This is a genomic window from Streptomyces sp. NPDC030840 (assembly GCF_055572015.1).
In genome coordinates, this window is the sequence record NZ_JBVIEE010000004.1 from 357,256 (window position 1) to 374,581 (window position 17,326).

21 protein-coding genes are annotated in these 17,326 nt (G+C 71.9%); 2 read left to right on the forward strand and 19 right to left on the reverse strand.

The features are described from left to right. Positions 1-14 precede the first annotated feature (14 nt). Positions 15-863, forward strand: a complete 849-nt coding sequence (locus ACZ49J_RS11960; protein WP_467451387.1) for an HpcH/HpaI aldolase/citrate lyase family protein — start codon at positions 15-17, stop codon at positions 861-863. A gap of 278 nt (positions 864-1,141) precedes the next feature. On the opposite strand, the gene lgt is transcribed toward ACZ49J_RS11960, so the two are convergent. From lgt to hisI, 11 genes are all read right to left on the reverse strand, one after another. Next, on the reverse strand, positions 1,142-2,158 hold the full coding sequence (gene lgt, locus ACZ49J_RS11965) for a prolipoprotein diacylglyceryl transferase (protein WP_467451388.1): 1,017 nt from the start codon (positions 2,156-2,158) through the stop codon (positions 1,142-1,144). Between the two features lie 114 nt (positions 2,159-2,272). After that, positions 2,273-3,046 carry a DsbA family protein gene (locus ACZ49J_RS11970; RefSeq protein ID WP_467451389.1) on the reverse strand — a complete coding sequence of 258 codons (774 nt, stop codon included), beginning with the start codon at positions 3,044-3,046 and terminating at the stop codon, positions 2,273-2,275. A 78-nt stretch (positions 3,047-3,124) separates the two neighbouring features. After that, entirely contained in the window at positions 3,125-3,937 is an 813-nt protein-coding gene (trpA, locus tag ACZ49J_RS11975; RefSeq protein ID WP_467451390.1) for a tryptophan synthase subunit alpha, read from the reverse strand. Then, entirely contained in the window at positions 3,934-5,220 is a 1,287-nt protein-coding gene (gene trpB / locus ACZ49J_RS11980) for a tryptophan synthase subunit beta (RefSeq protein ID WP_467451391.1), read from the reverse strand. Before trpB ends, trpA begins: the two co-directional genes overlap by 4 nt. 662 nt (positions 5,221-5,882) lie before the next feature. Further along, positions 5,883-6,128, reverse strand: a complete 246-nt coding sequence (gene trpM / locus ACZ49J_RS11985) for a tryptophan biosynthesis modulator TrpM (protein ID WP_467451392.1) — start codon at positions 6,126-6,128, stop codon at positions 5,883-5,885. Positions 6,129-6,136: 8 nt separating this feature from the next. Continuing rightward, the gene (gene trpC, locus ACZ49J_RS11990) at positions 6,137-6,946 is read right to left on the reverse strand and encodes an indole-3-glycerol phosphate synthase TrpC (protein ID WP_467451393.1); all 810 of its coding nucleotides are present in this window, start codon (positions 6,944-6,946) and stop codon (positions 6,137-6,139) included. Positions 6,947-7,092: 146 nt separating this feature from the next. Continuing rightward, complete coding sequence (locus tag ACZ49J_RS11995) at positions 7,093-7,545, reverse strand: DUF2752 domain-containing protein (protein ID WP_467451394.1); 453 nt, start codon at positions 7,543-7,545, stop codon at positions 7,093-7,095. A 117-nt stretch (positions 7,546-7,662) separates the two neighbouring features. Next, the gene (locus ACZ49J_RS12000) at positions 7,663-7,923 is read right to left on the reverse strand and encodes an HGxxPAAW family protein (protein ID WP_467451395.1); all 261 of its coding nucleotides are present in this window, start codon (positions 7,921-7,923) and stop codon (positions 7,663-7,665) included. A 149-nt stretch (positions 7,924-8,072) separates the two neighbouring features. Beyond that, positions 8,073-8,708 (reverse strand): TIGR02234 family membrane protein, encoded by a 636-nt coding sequence (locus ACZ49J_RS12005; protein ID WP_467451396.1) that lies wholly within the window; start codon positions 8,706-8,708, stop codon positions 8,073-8,075. 25 nt (positions 8,709-8,733) lie between these two features. Next, complete coding sequence (locus ACZ49J_RS12010; protein WP_467451397.1) at positions 8,734-10,236, reverse strand: anthranilate synthase component I; 1,503 nt, start codon at positions 10,234-10,236, stop codon at positions 8,734-8,736. A gap of 11 nt (positions 10,237-10,247) precedes the next feature. After that, positions 10,248-10,667 carry a phosphoribosyl-AMP cyclohydrolase gene (gene hisI / locus ACZ49J_RS12015; protein ID WP_467451398.1) on the reverse strand — a complete coding sequence of 140 codons (420 nt, stop codon included), beginning with the start codon at positions 10,665-10,667 and terminating at the stop codon, positions 10,248-10,250. 141 nt (positions 10,668-10,808) lie between these two features. On the opposite strand from hisI, the gene ACZ49J_RS12020 reads away from it, so the two are divergent. Continuing rightward, on the forward strand, positions 10,809-11,444 hold the full coding sequence (locus tag ACZ49J_RS12020; RefSeq protein WP_467451399.1) for a TIGR03085 family metal-binding protein: 636 nt from the start codon (positions 10,809-10,811) through the stop codon (positions 11,442-11,444). Positions 11,445-11,508: 64 nt separating this feature from the next. Here the strand turns inward: ACZ49J_RS12020 and hisF are convergent, their stop codons facing one another. The 8 genes from hisF to hisD are packed head-to-tail and all read right to left on the reverse strand — an operon-like array spanning position 11,509 to position 17,259. Then, the gene (gene hisF, locus ACZ49J_RS12025) at positions 11,509-12,264 is read right to left on the reverse strand and encodes an imidazole glycerol phosphate synthase subunit HisF (RefSeq protein WP_467451400.1); all 756 of its coding nucleotides are present in this window, start codon (positions 12,262-12,264) and stop codon (positions 11,509-11,511) included. 14 nt (positions 12,265-12,278) lie between these two features. After that, positions 12,279-12,677, reverse strand: coding sequence for a RidA family protein (locus tag ACZ49J_RS12030; protein WP_467451401.1), 399 nt, complete (start codon positions 12,675-12,677; stop codon positions 12,279-12,281). After that, positions 12,674-13,399 carry a bifunctional 1-(5-phosphoribosyl)-5-((5-phosphoribosylamino)methylideneamino)imidazole-4-carboxamide isomerase/phosphoribosylanthranilate isomerase PriA gene (gene priA / locus ACZ49J_RS12035; protein WP_467451402.1) on the reverse strand — a complete coding sequence of 242 codons (726 nt, stop codon included), beginning with the start codon at positions 13,397-13,399 and terminating at the stop codon, positions 12,674-12,676. The genes ACZ49J_RS12030 and priA overlap by 4 nt, the downstream gene beginning before the upstream one ends. A 3-nt stretch (positions 13,400-13,402) precedes the next feature. Then, complete coding sequence (hisH, locus tag ACZ49J_RS12040; protein WP_467451403.1) at positions 13,403-14,047, reverse strand: imidazole glycerol phosphate synthase subunit HisH; 645 nt, start codon at positions 14,045-14,047, stop codon at positions 13,403-13,405. After that, positions 14,044-14,208 carry a hypothetical protein gene (locus ACZ49J_RS12045; RefSeq protein WP_467451404.1) on the reverse strand — a complete coding sequence of 55 codons (165 nt, stop codon included), beginning with the start codon at positions 14,206-14,208 and terminating at the stop codon, positions 14,044-14,046. The genes hisH and ACZ49J_RS12045 overlap by 4 nt, the downstream gene beginning before the upstream one ends. Next, a complete protein-coding gene (gene hisB, locus ACZ49J_RS12050) occupies positions 14,205-14,798 on the reverse strand; it encodes an imidazoleglycerol-phosphate dehydratase HisB (protein ID WP_467451405.1) in 594 nt (197 codons plus the stop codon). Before hisB ends, ACZ49J_RS12045 begins: the two co-directional genes overlap by 4 nt. Next, positions 14,795-15,937, reverse strand: a complete 1,143-nt coding sequence (locus ACZ49J_RS12055) for a histidinol-phosphate transaminase (protein WP_467451406.1) — start codon at positions 15,935-15,937, stop codon at positions 14,795-14,797. Before ACZ49J_RS12055 ends, hisB begins: the two co-directional genes overlap by 4 nt. Next, positions 15,934-17,259: a histidinol dehydrogenase gene (hisD, locus tag ACZ49J_RS12060; protein WP_467451407.1), complete on the reverse strand. Its 1,326-nt coding sequence runs from the start codon at positions 17,257-17,259 to the stop codon at positions 15,934-15,936. The genes ACZ49J_RS12055 and hisD overlap by 4 nt, the downstream gene beginning before the upstream one ends. Positions 17,260-17,326: the final 67 nt, after the last annotated feature.

A 17,326-nucleotide genomic window follows, 5' to 3' on the forward strand; every position in this document is an offset into this window, starting at 1 on the left:
CTCCCGCTCCTCGTGTGTTTCCCGTATCGGCGGAGGCCTTCCCCCTGACCTGGCTGTACGCCCCCGGGGACCGCCCGGAGGTGGTGGCGAAGGCACTTGTCTCCGGCGCGGACGTGGTCCTCGTCGACCTGGAGGACGCGGTGGCCCCCGACCGCAAGGAGTACGCGCGCGCGGCCACCGCCGAACTGCTCTCCGAGCCTCCGCCGGTCCCGGTGCACGTCCGGGTGAACGCCCTGAGCACCCCGACGGCGGCCGCTGACCTCACCGTCCTCGCGCCACTCGCCGGCCTCTCGGGCCTGCGCCTGCCCAAGGTGACGTCCCCCGCGGAGGTCGTCCGGGTGGCGGAGGAGGCCTCGCCCGCCGGAGGCGGAGCGGTCCCGCTGTACGCCCTCCTCGAAACCGCCCTGGGCGTGGAACAGGCCTACGCCGTCGCCACCGCCCATCCGGCGCTCAAGGGCATCGCCCTGGGCGAGGCGGACCTCCGGGCCGATCTCGGTGTGGGGGCCGACGCAGCCCTGGACTGGCCCCGTTCGCGGGTCGTCCTGGCCGCCCGTGCCGCGTCCCTCCCGCCTCCCGCCCAGTCGATCCACCCGGACACCAGGGATCTGGACGGCCTGGCCCGCTCCTGCGCCCACGGCCGCGCCCTCGGCTTCCTCGGGCGCGCCGCCATCCACCCCCGCCAGCTTCCCGTCATCGAACGGGCGTACCTTCCGACGGCGGAGGAGGTGGAGTCGGCGGTGGAGATCCTGGAGGCCGCCGCCAAGGCCTCCGGCGCCCAGGCCCTCCCCAACGGCTGCTTCATCGACCCCGCGATCGTGGCCACCGCCCAGCGCACGCTGTCGCTGGCCCACAGAACCGTGTAGGGGCAACGGTGCCTTCCCCGCCTCCGCCGCCCCTACCCGTTCCCGTCCCCTGGGGGCTGCGCCCCCGGACGGGCTGAACTTTCAGCCCCTTGGGGGAGTTTGAGGAGCGGGGGTCCGGGGGCCGGCCCCCGGAACCGGGGTCCGGGGCGGAGCCCCGAGCGGGGCCGAAGGGGCGGAGCCCCTGGGGACGGGACGGGTAGGGGCGGCGGGGGCGAGAAAAACATGAAGAGGGCGCCACGCCCACAGACGCCGCGCCCCCTCGAACCGTACCGCCGGGATCAGCCCTTCTTCGCCGACTCCGCCTCGGTCTCCTTCTCGGACTCGCTCTTCCCGGGTTCGCCGGCTTCGGCCTTCGCGGACTCCTCGCCGGACTCACCGGACTCGCCGGACTCACCGGACTCACCGGACTCGCCGGAAGGCTTCTCAGCCTCCGCCGCGTCACCGGCACCGTCACCGTCGGAACCGTCGGAGACCCCCGGCTCCACGATCTCCTCCCGCCCCGGCCGCTTCCGAGCCGAGAGGACGATGTACAGCACCGCGAGCAGGAAGACGAACATCGCGGTCCAGTTGTTGAGCCGCAGACCGAGAATGTGGTGGGCGTCATCGACGCGCATGTACTCGATCCAGAAGCGCCCGACGCAGTACGCCGCGACGTACAGCGCGAACGCTCGCCCGTGCCCCAGTTTGAAGCGCCGGTCGGCCCAGATGACCAGCAGCGCGACGCCGATGCACCACAGGGACTCGTACAGGAAGGTCGGGTGGTACGTGCCCGGCACCCGGCCGTCCGTCGAGGACGTGATCTTCAGGGCCCAGGGAAGGTCCGTGGGCCGCCCGTACAGCTCCTGGTTGAACCAGTTGCCCCAGCGCCCGATCGCCTGCGCGAACGCGATGCCGGGCGCGACGGCGTCGGCGTACGCGGGCAGCGGGATCCCGCGCCGACGGCAGCCGATCCACGCACCCACCGCTCCGAGCGCGATGGCGCCCCAGATGCCGAGACCGCCCTCCCACACCTTGAAGGCGTCCACCCAGTCACGGCCCTCGCTGAAGTACAGCTCGTAGTCCGTGATCACGTGGTACAGCCGCCCGCCGACGAGGCCGAACGGCACGGCCCAGACCGCGATGTCGGCCACCGTGCCGGCCCGCCCGCCGCGGGCGATCCAGCGTTTGTTGCCGAGCCAGACGGCCACGAAGACGCCGATGATGATGCAGAACGCGTAGCCGCGCAGCGGCACGGGGCCCAGGTACAGCACACCGCGCGACGGGCTCGGAATGAAGGCAAGCTCAACAAGGTCCATGGCAGGGTCGACGCTACCCTGCCGGACACGCACTGCGGCAACCCGCCCGGCTACGGCTCCATAACGCCACTGCCGTCACCCACCACCATCGCCGTCCCCCGCGGCGGACGGGCCTCACCCGCCGCTCTTCGCCTCCACCATCTGCTTCAGCTTCGCCGGAGTCATCGACCGGTCCTGGTAGATGTTCCTGCCGTCGAGGAGCACGGTCGGGGTGCCTGAGAAGCGGCCCTTCTGGAAGGCCTCGTTCGACTTCACGACCCAGCTGTTGTGCGTGCCGTCCGCGACACACCGGCGGAAGGCGGGCGTGTCCAGCCCGTCGACCTTCTTCGCCAGCTCGACCAGCCTGTCGTCCTCGGCGAAGGCGTCGTCCGTCTCGGGAGGCTGGTTCTGGTACAGCACGTCGTGGTACTTGGGGAATCTGCCCGTGTCCTGCGCGCACGCCGCGGCGTTGGCGGCCTTCCGTGAGCCGCTGCCGCCCATGTTCCCGTCGATCAGCGTCGCCAGGCGGTACTCGACCTTGAGCTTTCCGGCGTCCGTGAGCTCGTGGATCGTGGAGCGGTAGGCGTCCTCGAAGGACTTGCACGCCGGGCAGCGGAAGTCCTCCCACACGGTGAGGGTCGACTTCGCGCTGTCCTTGCCGACGGGGATCACCAGCCCGTCCTTGCCCTGCGCTCCCGAGGGCCCCACGACCGGGCCCGAGGCGTCCTGCCCGTCCTTGCCGGCGTTCGCGGCGACGACGCCGATCACCGCCGCCAGGCCCAGGACGCCCACCACGGAGGCGCCCACCACCAGTGCGCGGCGCCGCTTCTCCGCGGTCCTGTGCTTCTGTCGCTCCGCCGCCAGCTTCTCCCGGGCGGTGCGCTTTCCCTCACGGTTCTTCTCGCTCACGTCCGGCAGAACGAACCGGGGAGGCGTCGAGCGCCTCCCCGGCCCCAGGTCCACTCGTTCGAGTGAGCGGTTTGTCCGTTACTCGCCGCGCACACCCCGGGCGAGCTCGCCCGCCAGCGTCCGTACGGCTTCCAGGCCGGCGGCCTCGTCCGGCGCGTCCAGCATCCGCTTCACGAAGGCCGAGCCGACGATCACGCCGTCGGCGAAGCCGGCGACCTCGGCGGCCTGCGCCGCGTTGGAGACACCGAGCCCGACGCAGACGGGCAGCTCGGTGGTGGCCTTGGTGCGCTGGACCAGGTCCTGCGCCTGCGCGCCCACGGACTCACGCGTCCCGGTGACGCCCATCAGCGAGGCCGCGTAGACGAAGCCGGAGCCCGCCGCGGTGATCTCGGCGAGCCGGGCGTCCTTGCTGCTGGGCGCGACCACGAAGACCGTGGCGAGCCCGTGCTTCTCGGCGTGCTCCCTCCACAGGGCCGACTCCTGGACGGGGAGGTCGGGCAGGATGCACCCGGCCCCTCCGGCCTCCGCGAGCTCCGAGGTGAAGCGCTCCACGCCGTACCGGTCGATGGGGTTCCAGTACGTCATCACCAGCACCGGCTTGCCGGTCGCCTCGTACGCCTCGCGCACCGTGCGCATGACATCGGCGATCTTGACGCCGCCGCGCAGGGCGATGTCGTCGGCGGTCTGGATGACGGGCCCGTCGAGGACCGGGTCGCTGTGCGGCAGCCCGACCTCCACGACGTCGGCGCCGCCGTCGAAGACGGCCTTGATCGCGGCGATCCCGCCGTCGACGGTCGGGAACCCGGCCGGGAGGTACGCGATGAGGGCGGACCGTCCCTCGGCCCTGGCGGCCGCCAGGGTGTCACTCAACAGCTGGACGTTGCCGCTCACTTGGCGTCCCCCTCGATCTCGGCGGCGTCGCCGTCGGCGTCCGCGGCCACGGTGGCGTCGGTGTCGTACAGCCCGAAGTACCGGGCGGCCGTGTCCATGTCCTTGTCGCCGCGGCCGGACAGGTTGACGACGATCAGTCCGTCCCCGCCCAGCTCCCGGCCGACCTCCAGGGCGCCGGCGAGCGCGTGGGCGCTCTCGATGGCCGGGATGATCCCCTCGGTGCGCGACAGCAGGCGCAGCGCCTGCATCGCGGCGTCGTCGGTGACCGCTCGGTACTCGCCGCGGCCACTGTCCTTGAGGTAGGAGTGCTCCGGCCCGATGCCCGGGTAGTCGAGCCCCGCCGAGATGGAGTACGGCTCGGTGATCTGCCCTTCCTCGTCCTGCAGGACGTAGGACCGTGACCCGTGCAGGATGCCGGGTTCCCCCGCGGTCAGGGTCGCCGCGTGCTCGCCGGTCTCGACGCCGTGCCCGGCGGGCTCGCACCCGATGAGGCGTACGGAGGTGTCGGGGATGAAGGCGTGGAAGAGCCCGATGGCGTTGGAGCCGCCGCCCACGCAGGCGATGGCGGCGTCGGGGAGGCGACCGGCACGCTCCAGCAGCTGGCGCCGCGCCTCCACGCCGATGACCCGGTGGAAGTCACGCACCATGGCGGGGAAGGGGTGCGGCCCGGCGACGGTGCCGAACAGGTAGTGGGTGTGGTCGACGTTGGCGACCCAGTCCCGGAAGGCCTCGTTGATGGCGTCCTTGAGCGTCCTGCTGCCGGACTTCACGGCGATGACCTCGGCGCCGAGCATGCGCATGCGGGCCACGTTGAGGGCCTGGCGCTGGGTGTCGATCTCACCCATGTAGATGGTGCACTCGAGCCCGAACAGGGCACAGGCGGTCGCCGTCGCGACGCCGTGCTGTCCGGCACCGGTTTCGGCGATGACGCGGGTCTTGCCCATGCGCCTGGTGAGCAGGGCCTGGCCCAGCACGTTGTTGATCTTGTGGGAGCCGGTGTGGTTGAGGTCTTCCCGCTTCAGGAAGACACGGGCGCCCCCGGCGTGCTCGGCGAACCGCGGCACCTCGGTGAGCGCGCTCGGCCGCCCGGTGTAGTTCACGAGCAGGTCGTCGAGTTCGCGGGCGAACTCGGGGTCGTGCTTGGCCTTGTCGTACTCCACGGCGACCTCGTCCACGGCGGCGACCAGCGCCTCCGGGATGAACTTGCCGCCGAACGCGCCGAAGTAGCCCTCGGCGCTCGGAATCCGACCCTCGGGGTCGGGAATGAAGAACTCGCTGGACATGCGGTTACCTCGCTGGGGCCTGAGCCCCGGTTACAGGTCGGACATGGTCACGGTATCCACGTACGCACACGCTCCGTCGAGACCTCACCCTGGATCAGGACCGCCGGACTCGGGCCACGGGCCGGGCCCGGGCGGGGGTGACGGAGTGGGGGGGTGCGCCGGGGTTTTCCTCGCCCCCGCCGCCCCTACCCGTCCCATCCCTGGGGGCCACGCCCCCAGCCCCCGCCGCCCGCCTGGGGCAGCGCCCCGCCGACTGACACGAGCCCCACCTCGAACGCAGGTCCGGCCGTCAGGCACGAGCCCCCGCCTCGGACAGGGCCCCTGCCGACGGACACGGGCCCCGCCTCGAACAGGACCCCGCCACCGGACACGAGTCCCGCCTCGAACACGGGTCCGGCCGTCAGGCACGTGCCCCGCCTCGGACAAGAGCTCCTCGGACAGGGTCCCTGCCGGCGGACACGAGGCACGCTCGGTGTGAATCCGGCTCGGAGTCCGTCCGGTCGCGGTCGCGGACCGCGGGCCTCGTTCCGGCCGTCGCGGACGAGCCCGTCGCAACGGCGAGAAGGCCGACGACGTGGACCTACCGTGCCGAACCGGTCGGACCTGCCCGACTCCCGGGTCGGAGCCGCGACTCGGTGACGCCGGTCAGCCGCGCAGCGGCCTCACAGGGTGATGGTGCGTACGTGCCCGGGCCATCGCATGCCGTTGACCTGGCCGGGTTCGTCGCCGATGACGTAGCGGACCCGGCGGCCGTGGACGCGGCGCGCGGGGGCCCGGCAGCCGCGCGGCCGGCAGCCGCGGGCCAGGCGGGCGTAGGGGTCGGCCGGCCGCGCGCAGGCCAGGGCGACGGCGACGGTCGAGCGAAGGCTCGTCCCGTGTCGTCGGGCCGGCGCGCGGTGGGCGGTCATCGTGGGTGTCAGCCCCTGCCCTGCCGCAGCGCGGGGTGCGCGCCGGCGGCCACGAGGTCCGACACGGCCGTCTTCGGATCGCGGCCGGTCACCAGGGACTCGCCCACGAGCACGGCGTCGGCGCCCGCGTTGGCGTACGCGATGAGGTCGTGCGGGCCACGGACACCGGACTCGGCGATCTTGACGATCCCGTCCGGGATCTCCGGGGCGACCCGCTCGAACGTGGAGCGGTCGACCTGCAGGGTCTTCAGGTTGCGCGCGTTGACGCCGATCACCTTCGCGCCCGCGTCCACCGCCCGCTCGACCTCGTCCTCGTCGTGTACCTCGACGAGCGGCGTCAGCCCGATGGACACGGCACGCTCGATGAGGGACTCCAGGGCGGGCTGGTCGAGGGCCGCGACGATCAGCAGGGCCAGGTCGGCGCCGTACGCCCGTGCCTCCCACAGCTGGTACGAGGTGACGATGAAGTCCTTGCGCAGGACGGGGATGTCGACACGGGCCCGGACCGCCTCCAGGTCCGCCAGCGAGCCGCCGAAGCGGCGCTGCTCGGTGAGGACCGAGATGACCGCCGCGCCACCCGCCTCGTAGTCGGCGGCCAGGCCAGCCGGGTCGGCGATCGCGGCCAGCGCGCCCTTGGACGGGCTGGAGCGCTTGACCTCACAGATCACCTTCACGCCGTCACCGCCCAGCGCGGCCACGCCGTCCTTGGGCGCCGGAGCCTTCACCACGCGCTCCTTGAGCTCGTCGAGGCTGACGCGCGCCTGCCGCTCCGCGAGGTCGGCACGGACTCCGTCGATGATCTCGTCGAGCACACTCACGCGAGCGGCCCCCTTCCTGACGGTGGACGGTTGAAGCAGTTCGAGCAGTTCAAGCTGTTCGGGGTCACTGCGATGGTATCCGCAGGAGGGCGCAGGCCCCGCATCCGGTTGACGCGGGTCCCACTACCTGGACATTCGCCAAGTGATCAAGGATGCAGCCAGCCACCGAACGGCAGGTTCCGGACAACGGTGAACACCAGGACCAACGCACCCAGGGACCACATCGCCACCGGCGGCAGCTCGATCCGCGTCGGCCGCCCGCGCACCGCGCGAACCACCCAGACGACCCATCCCACCGCGAACGCCAGAAAGATCAGCACGGCCACCGCGTTGTCGGTGAGGGCCGTCCCCAGGTCCCCGCGCACGAACGCGTGGGCGGCGCGCAGTCCGCCGCAGCCCGGGCAGTACAGGCCGGTGAGGCGCAGCAGCGGACAGACCGGGTAGTGCCCGGGCTCGTTGGGGTCCACCGCTCCGACGTACGCGAAGGCACCGGCGACGGCCCCGAGGACCGAGACGGGCAGCGCCACACGCCCCAGCACGGAATCCGCGCCCGTGGGGGCACCGCTCGACGGGGTCACCCCGCGGCTCTCTGCGTTCACACCACGATTCTGCCCGGTGCGGCGGCCCGGCGTGCGGGAGGGGCGGATCCGGCGCCGCTGCCACCGGGTCCGCCCCTCCCGGAGCCTGACGAAACGCGCCGTTCGGGCCGTACGGGCTCAGCTCTCGGCGCTGACCGTCGCGGGCGCGGGCTCGGCTTTGGCGACGGGCTGCGTCGTGTTCGTCTTCCTCGGCTGGCCCAGACCCATGGAGCGCATGATGCCGCCGACGACACCGCCGAGGCACGCGAGCACCATGCCGGCCCAGAAGCCCAGCGGGTTGGCCATCACCATGAAGGCGCCCGCCACGCAGAAACCGATGATTGCGATGATGACACCGGTCCAGGCGGCCGGGGTGTGACCGTGGCTGCTGCCCGCCATGACTTGCTCCTCGTTGCTCTAAGCGATGCGTGTGTGAGTCGGACGCTCGCCGTCCATTGTCCCGTACGCGCGCGAACGCCCTGAGCGGGGGTATGTCCTCCCCCGGACCGCCCACGGAATCGCCAGGGTACGGGAGGAAGCGGAGGGGCTTACGCGCCCGTCGGGTCCTCGCCCCGGTCGAGTGCCTTCCACAGGTCCTCGGGCCGGTCGGGGTCCACGGGCTTCGCCTGGCGCTGCCGGGGCGTCCCGTCGCGCTCGTAGCGGCCGGACATCGCGGGCCACAGCTTCCCGTACCGCAGGGCCATCAGCCCGGCGAGCAGGATCAGTACACCGCCCGCGGCCGCGACATAAGGCCAGGCGGTGTGGCTGAGCGCGTCGACGGTGGCGGACGCGTCGCCGGAGGCCTGCGCGGCCTTCTCGTCGAGCGCCGAGCTGTCGGAGGCGCCCAGCACGGCCGTGACGACGGTGCCCGCGCCGGAGAGCGCGAGCAGCGCGGCGACCAGGACGCGTCCGGCCCTGCGGACGGCGAACACGGCGACGAGCGCGGCGAGGCCCACGACGGCGAGGGCGGCGGGCACGCCGGTGACCTCGCTGCCCTTGGCGGTCAGCGGGAAGTCGCCGCCCGCGACCGAGGCGGTGGCCTCCGACCAGCGCTGCCGGGAGGCGAGCAGCGTCACGGCCGCGCCGAGCGCGCCGAACAGCAGGGCGACGGCGAGACTGCGCCGCCCGGCACGGCCGCGTGCGGGTTCGGGACGGGGGTGAGGAGTTGCGGTCACGTACTCCACTATCGCCTGACCCCCGCCCGTACCGTCACGCGGGGTTCACGCCCGGCCGGCCGAGCCGGTTCGCGGTGTGCACCGCGCGCAGCACCGCCGCCGCCTTGTTGCGGCACTCGGTGTCCTCGGCCACGGGGTCCGAGTCGGCGACGATGCCGGCGCCCGCCTGCACGAAGGCGGTGCCGCCGCGCAGGAGGGCGGTGCGGATGGCGATGGCGGTGTCGGAGTCGCCGGCGAAGTCGAGGTAGCCGACGCAGCCGCCGTACAGGCCCCGGCGGGCCGGTTCCAGTTCGTCGATGATCTGCATGGCGCGCGGCTTGGGGGCGCCGGAGAGCGTGCCGGCCGGGAAGCAGGCCGTCAGCACGTCGAAGGCCGTACGGCCCTCGGCGACGCGCCCGGTGACGGTCGACACGATGTGCATCACGTGCGAGTACCGCTCGATGGACATGAAGTCGACGACCTCGACGGAGCCGGGTTCGCACACGCGGCCCAGGTCGTTGCGCCCGAGGTCGACGAGCATCAGGTGCTCGGCGCGCTCCTTGGGGTCGGCGAGCAGTTCGTCGGCGAGTGCCTGGTCCTCCTGCGGGGTGGCGCCCCGGTGCCGGGTGCCCGCGATGGGGTGCACCATCGCCTGTCCGTCCTCGACCTTGACCAGTGCCTCCGGGGAGGAGCCGACGACGTCGAAGCCGTCGAAGCGGAACAGGTACATGTACGGGGAGGGGTTGGTCGCCCGCAGCACCCGGTAGACGTCCAGGGCGCTTGCCGTGCAGGGCGTTTCGAAGCGCTGGGAGGGGACGACCTGGAAGGCCTCGCCGGCCCGGATGCGCTCCTTGACGTCCTCGACGGCCTCCTGGAAGTCGGGGCCGCCCCAGCGCGCGGTGTACTCGGGCAGCTCGGAGGCCGGGAGCTCGGCCGGGGGCTGCGAGAGGGGGCGGGAGAGGTCGGCCTGCATGGCGTCGAGGCGGGCGACCGCGTCCGCGTGGGCGTCGTCCACGCCCGTGTCCAGGTCGTTGTGGTTGATGGCGTTGGCGATGAGCAGCACCGTGCCGTCCCAGTGGTCGAGGACGGCGAGGTCGCTGGTGAGCAGCATGGTCAGCTCGGGGAGCTTCAGGTCGTCGTGCTCGCCGGGGCCGATCTTCTCCAGGCGGCGCACGATGTCGTAGCCGAGGTAGCCGACCATTCCACCGGTGAAGGGCGGCAGGCCCGCGGCGAGGTCACGGGGCGTGTGGAGGGTCTCGATGGTGGCGCGCAGGGCGGCGAGCGGGTCGCCGTCGACCGGGACGCCGACGGGCGGGGTGCCCAGCCAGTGCGCCTGGCCGTCGCGCGCGGTGAGGGTGGCGTGGCTGCGGACACCGACAAAGGAGTACCGGGACCATGAGCGGCCGTTCTCCGCGGACTCCAGCAGGAAGGTGCCGGGGCGCTCGGCGGCGAGCTTGCGGTACAGCGCGACGGGGGTGTCGCCGTCGGCGAGGAGCTTGCGGCTGACCGGGATGACGCGGCGGTCGGTGGCCAGCTTGCGGAACGTCTCGAGGTCCATGGCGGCTGACCTTACTGATCCAGTGGGGGTACGTCGGAATTGGCGCCGCCTTCGACGGCTCCCAGTACGTCCTCGTCGAAGCAGGTGCGGGCTCCGGTGTGGCAGGCGGCACCGACCTGGTCGACCTTGACCAGGACGGTGTCGGCGTCGCAGTCGAGGGCGACGGACTTCACGTACTGGAAGTGGCCGGAGGTGTCGCCCTTCACCCAGTACTCCCGGCGGCTGCGGGACCAGTACGTGCAGCGGCCCGTGGTGAGCGTGCGGTGCAGCGCCTCGTCGTCCATCCAGCCGAGCATGAGCACCTCCCCGGTGTCGTACTGCTGGGCGATGGCGGGGACGAGCCCGTCGGCGCTGCGCCTGAGGCGCGCGGCGATCCGGGGGTCGAGGCTGCCGGGCCCGCTGGGCCCGCTGGAGGACGGCGTGCTGGTCATGGGTGCCATTGTGCCGCGCGCCACCGGCACCCCGGTGGTTGTCCACGGGCCGGACCGGGTGCGGGGCCGCCCGCCGGGCCCGGCGACGCACCGGCCGGGCCTCCACTGGGCGGACCCGCGGCCCGGTCGTAGGCTTGCCGCATGTCGACCCATGCCAAGCGTGAACGACTTCTCCTCGCCGATCTGTTGGAGGCCTCGGGCCCGGACGCCCCGACCCTCTGCGACGACTGGAACACCCGTGATCTCGCCGCCCACGTGGTGGTGCGCGAGCGCCGCCCCGACGCCGCGGGCGGCATCCTCATCAAGCAGCTCGCGCCACGCCTGGACCGGGTGATGGCGGAGTTCACCGACAAGCCGTACGAGGAGCTGATCCAGCTCATCCGGACCGGCCCGCCGCGTTTCTCGCCCTTCTCCCTGAAGCAGATCGACGAGGCCTCGAACACCATCGAGTTCTACGTCCACACCGAGGACGTCCGCCGCGCCCAGCCCGACTGGACGCCGCGTGAGCTGGACGCGGTCTTCCAGGACGCCCTGTGGTCCCGTCTGGAGCGCACCGCGCGGCTGATGGGCCGCGGCTCCCCGACCGGCCTCGTGCTGCGCCGCCCGAACGGCCAGACGGCGGTCGCCCACCGGGGCACGCCGGTCGTCACGGCGACCGGCGAGCCGTCCGAGCTGCTGCTGTTCCTGTACGGGCGGCAGCAGGTGGCCGATGTCGAACTGGACGGCGAGAAGGACGCGATCGCGAAGCTGCACGAGACGAAGCAGCTGGGGATCTGAGTACGCCCAGGAGTAGGCCCCGGCCACCTGGTGGCCGGGGCCTGCCACGCCGGTGGTGTGGGTGTCACCGCACGGGGTGCCCCGCCTCCCGCAGCGTCTGCTTCACCTCGCCGATCCGCAGGTCGCCGAAGTGGAACACCGACGCCGCCAGCACCGCGTCCGCGCCCGCCTCGATGGCCGGCGGGAAGTCGGTGAGCCTGCCGGCGCCGCCGGATGCGATCACCGGGACGGTCACGTGTTTGCGGACCGCCGCGATCATCTCCAGGTCGTAGCCGTCCTTGGTGCCGTCCGCGTCCATCGAGTTGAGCAGGATCTCGCCCGCGCCGAGCTCGGCGGCCCGGTGAGCCCACTCGATGGCGTCGATTCCGGTGCCCTTGCGGCCGCCATGAGTGGTGACCTCGAAGGACCCGCTCTCCGTGCGGCGCGCGTCCACGGACAGCACCAGCACCTGCCGGCCGAAGCGCTCGGCGATCTCGCGGATCAGCTCCGGGCGGGCGATCGCGGCCGTGTTCACACCCACCTTGTCGGCGCCGGCGCGCAGCAGCTTGTCGACGTCCTCGGCCGTGCGCACGCCGCCGCCCACCGTGAGCGGGATGAAGACCTGCTCGGCGGTGCGGCGCACCACGTCGTACGTGGTCTCGCGGTTGCCGGAGGACGCGGTGATGTCCAGGAACGTCAGCTCGTCGGCGCCCTCGGCGTCGTACACCTTGGCCATCTCGACGGGGTCGCCCGCGTCGCGCAGGTTCTGGAAGTTGACGCCCTTGACGACCCGGCCGTTGTCCACGTCCAGGCAGGGGATGACTCGGACCGCCAGGGTCATGAAGCCACGGCTCCTTACTCGTGTCCTCTAAATGCTTCCAGTTCCACTTCGACCAGGATGCGCGGGTCGACGAAGCCCTCCACCACCAGCAGCGTGGACACCGGACGCACCGCGTCGAAGAGCTCCTTGTGGGCCCGTCCCACCTCGTCCACGTCCCGCTGGTGCGTCAGGTAGATCCTGGTCCGGATCACGGACTCGACACCGAGCCCGAACTCGCCGATCGCCTCGACCGCGCTGGTGAAGGCCACTTTGGCCTGCTCGTAGGGGTCGCCCTCCCCGTACAGCACTCTGCCCTTGAAGGCCGTCGTGCCCGCCACCAGGACGCGGTCGCCCGCCGCGACGGCACGTGCGAAACCGAAACTCTCTTCCCAGGGACTTCCGCTCTGCACGCGCCGCACGGCTTCGGACGTCATGTCGACACAGCCTCCAAGGCCTCTTCCAGGGTGAACGCCTTCGCGTAGAGCGCCTTCCCGACGATGGAGCCCTCGACACCGAGGGGCACCAACTCCGCGATGGCCCGCAGGTCGTCGACGGACGACACGCCGCCGGACGCCACCACCGGGCGGTCCGTCGCCGCGCACACGTTCTTCAGCAGCTCCAGGTTCGGGCCCTGCAGGGTGCCGTCCTTGGCGATGTCGGTGACGACGTAGCGGGCGCAGCCCTCCTTGTTGAGGCGCTCCAGCGTCTCGTAGAGGTCGCCGCCGTCGCGGGTCCAGCCGCGCCCCCGGAGCGTGGTGCCCCTGACGTCCAGACCGACCGCGATCCTGTCGCCGTGCTGGGCGATGACCTTGGCGACCCACTCGGGGGCCTCCAGCGCGGCCGTGCCCAGGTTGACGCGGGTGCAGCCGGTGGCCAGGGCGGCGGCGAGCGTGTCGTCGTCGCGGATGCCGCCGGACAGCTCCACCTTGATGTCCATGGCCCCCGCGACCTCGGCGATCAGCTCGCGGTTGTTCCCCGTGCCGAACGCGGCGTCCAGGTCGACCAGGTGCAGCCACTCGGCGCCCGACCGCTGCCAGGCGAGGGCTGCCTCCAGCGGGGAGCCGTACGAGGTCTCCGTGCCGGACTCGCCGTGCACGAGGCGGACGGCCTGGCCGTCACGGACGTCGACGGCGGGGAGGAGTTCGAGCTTGGCCATTGTCTACAGGGTTCCGATCCAGTTGGTGAGCAGCTGCGCTCCGGCGTCGCCGGACTTCTCGGGGTGGAACTGCGTGGCCCACAGGGCGCCGTTCTCCACGGCCGCCACGAAGGGCTTGCCGTGGGTGGACCAGGTGACCTTGGGGGCCTTCATGGCGGGGTTGTGCGTCTGGAGGTTCCAGTCGTGGACGGCGTAGGAGTGCACGAAGTAGAAACGCGCGTCGGCGTCCAGGCCGGCGAAGAGCTCGGAGTCGGCCGGGGCCTCGACGGTGTTCCAGCCCATGTGGGGCACGATGTCGGCCTGGAGCGGCTCGACCGAGCCGGGCCACTCGTCGAGGCCCTCGGTCTCCACGCCGTGCTCGATGCCGCGGGCGAAGAGGATCTGCATGCCGACGCAGATGCCCATCACGGGGCGGCCGCCGGACAGCCGGCGGTCGACGATCCAGTCGCCGCGCGCCTCGGTCAGGCCCTTCATGCAGGCGGCGAACGCGCCGACGCCGGGCACCAGCAGGCCGTCCGCGTTCATGGCCTTGTCGTAGTCGCGCGTTATCTCGACGTCGGCTCCCACGCGTGCGAGGGCACGCTCGGCGGAACGGACGTTGCCGAAGCCGTAGTCGAAGACGACCACGCTCTTTGCGGGGGCACTCAATTCCACACCTCCAGCCTCAGGACACCGGCGACGAGACACATCCCGGCGCCTATCGAGAGCAGCACGATGAGCCCCTTGGGCAACTTCTGCTTGACGAAGGAGTAGACGCCGCCGAGCAGGAAGAGCCCGACGACGATCAGGAGCGTCGAGAGGCTGTTCACAGCGCGCCCTTCGTGGACGGAAGGATGCCGGCGGCCCGCGGGTCGCGCTCGCTGGCATACCTCAGCGCCCGCGCCAGCGCCTTGAACTGGCACTCCACGATGTGGTGCGCGTTGCGCCCGTACGGTACGTGCACGTGCAGGGCGATCTGGGCCTGGGCGACGAAGGACTCCAGGATGTGCCGGGTCATCGTCGTGTCGTACTCGCCGATCATCGGCGCCATCTTCTCGGGCTCGGTGTGCACGAGGTACGGGCGGCCGGACAGGTCGACGGTCACCTGGGCGAGGGACTCGTCCAGCGGGACCGTGCAGTTGCCGAAGCGGTAGATGCCCACCTTGTCGCCGAGGGCCTGCTTGAAGGCGGCACCGAGTGCGAGGGCGGTGTCCTCGATGGTGTGGTGCGAGTCGATGTGCAGGTCGCCCTCGGTCTTCACGGTCAGGTCGAACAGACCGTGCCGGCCGAGTTGGTCGAGCATGTGGTCGTAGAAGCCGACCCCGGTGGAGATCTCCGTCCGGCCCGTACCGTCGAGATCGATCTCGACGAGGACGGACGTCTCCTTCGTGTTCCGCTCCACGCGCCCTACGCGGCTCATGCGCTCTGCTCCTTCGGGGGTGTGGGGCTGTCCCCCGCACCACTCAGTAGTTCACGTACCGCGTCCAGGAACGCGTCGTTCTCGGCCGGAGTTCCGGCGGTGACCCGCAGCCACCCCGGGACGCCGTTGTCCCGGACCAGGACGCCCCGGTCGAGGATCTTCTTCCAGGCGGTGTGGGAGTCGTCGAACCGGCCGAACTGCACGAAGTTGGCGTCCGACTCGGTCACCTCGTAGCCGGTCGCGCGCAGCTCGGTGACCAGCCGGTCCCGCTCGGACTTCAGCTGCTCGACGTACTTCAGCAGCGTGTCGGTGTGCTCCAGGGCGGCCAGGGCGGTGGCCTGGGTGACGGCCGACAGGTGGTAGGGCAGCCGTACGAGCTGGACGGCGTCCACGACGGCCGGGTGCGCGGCGAGGTAGCCGAGGCGCAGGCCCGCCGCGCCGAACGCCTTGGACATGGTCCGGGAGACCACGAGGTGCGGCCGGCCTTCGAGCAGCGGGAGCAGCGAGTCGCCGTGGCTGAACTCGATGTACGCCTCGTCGACCACGACCATGGAGGGCTGCGCCGCCTGCGCGGCCTCGTACAGGGCGAGCACGGTCTCGCGCGGGACGGCGTTGCCCGTGGGGTTGTTGGGGGTGGTGATGAAGACGACGTCCGGCCGGTGCTCGGCGATGGCCTTCTCGGCGGCGGCGACGTCGATGGTGAAGTCGTCGTTCCGGGGTCCGGAGATCCAGCCCGTGCCCGTGCCGCGGGCGATGAGCCCGTGCATGGAGTACGACGGCTCGAAGCCGATCGCGGTGCGCCCGGGTCCGCCGAAGGTCTGCAGCAGCTGCTGGATGACCTCGTTGGAGCCGTTGGCCGCCCAGACGTTCTCTAGGCCGACCGGGTGTCCGCCCGTCTTCGTCAGGTACCGGGCGAGCTCGGTGCGCAGCTCCACGGCGTCCCGGTCCGGGTAGCGGTTGAGGTTCCGGGCCGCCTCGCGCACCCGCTCGGTGATCCGCTCGACGAGCGGCTCGGGCAGCGGGTAGGGGTTCTCGTTCGTGTTCAGCCGTACGGGGACGTCCAGTTGGGGCGCGCCGTAGGGGGACTTGCCGCGCAGTTCGTCCCGTACGGGGAGATCGTCGATACGTACGTCGCTCACTTGCTCTCCGGCACCTTCCAGCCGAACCTCGCCTTGATCGCCGCGCCGTGCGCGGGCAGGTCCTCCGCCTCCGCGAGGGTCACCACGTGGTGCGCGACCTCGGCCAGCGCGTCCTTCGTGTAGTCGACGACGTGGATGCCGCGCAGGAAGGACTGGACGGACAGGCCGGAGGAGTGGCAGGCGCACCCGCCGGTGGGCAGCACGTGGTTGGAGCCCGCCGCGTAGTCGCCGAGCGACACCGGCGCCCAGGGGCCGATGAAGATGGCGCCCGCGTTGACGACCCGTTCGGCGACCGCCGCCGCGTCCGCGGTCTGGATCTCCAGGTGCTCGGCGCCGTAGGCGTTGACGACGCGGAGGCCCTCGTCGATGCCGTCGACGAGGACGATCGCGGACTGCCGGCCCGCGAGGGCGGGGCGGATCCGGTCCTCGACGTGCTTGGTGGCCTCGACCTGCGGCTGCAGCTCCTTCTCGACCGCGTCCGCGAGCTCCGCGGAGTCGGTGACGAGGACGGCGGCGGCCAGCGGGTCGTGCTCGGCCTGGCTGATCAGGTCGGCGGCGACGTGCACCGGGTCGGCGGTCTCGTCCGCGAGGACCGCGATCTCGGTGGGCCCGGCCTCGGAGTCGATGCCGATGAGGCCCGTGAAGTAGCGCTTGGCGGCGGCCACCCAGATGTTGCCGGGGCCGGTGACCATGTTGGCGGGCGGGCAGGACTCGGTGCCGTACGCGAACATCGCGACCGCGGTGGCGCCGCCGGCCGCGTACACCTCGTCCACGCCGAGCAGCGCGCAGGCCGCGAGGATCGTCGGGTGCGGGAGCCCGCCAAACTCCGCCTGGGCGGGCGAGGCGAGGGCGATGGAGCCGACGCCGGCCTCCTGCGCGGGCACCACGTTCATGATCACGGAGGACGGGTAGACGGACCGGCCGCCCGGCGCGTACAGCCCGACGCGCTCGACCGGCACCCATTTCTCGGTGACCGTGCCGCCTTGGACCACCTGGGTGGTGTGGCCGGCGCGGCGCTGCTCACGGTGGACGATGCGGGCGCGGCGGATGGACTCCTCCAGGGCCGCGCGCACGGCCGGGTCGAGCCGCTCCAGCGCGTCGCTCAGCGCCTCGGCCGGGACCCGTACGGACTGGAGGCGTACGCCGTCGAACTTCTCGGCGAAGTCGATCAGCGCCGCGTCGCCCCGATGATGCACGGCCTCAACGATCGGGCGCACCTTCTCCAGGGCGGCCGCGACGTCGAAGTCGGCTCGGGGCAGCAGGTCGCGCAGGGCGGGGCCCTTGGGGAGGGCGTCGCCGCGCAGATCGATTCGGGAGATCACGGGCCCAATTCTCTCAGACCCGGACCGGGCGCCGTCCTCCCGTATCAGTGGCTGATACACACCGATG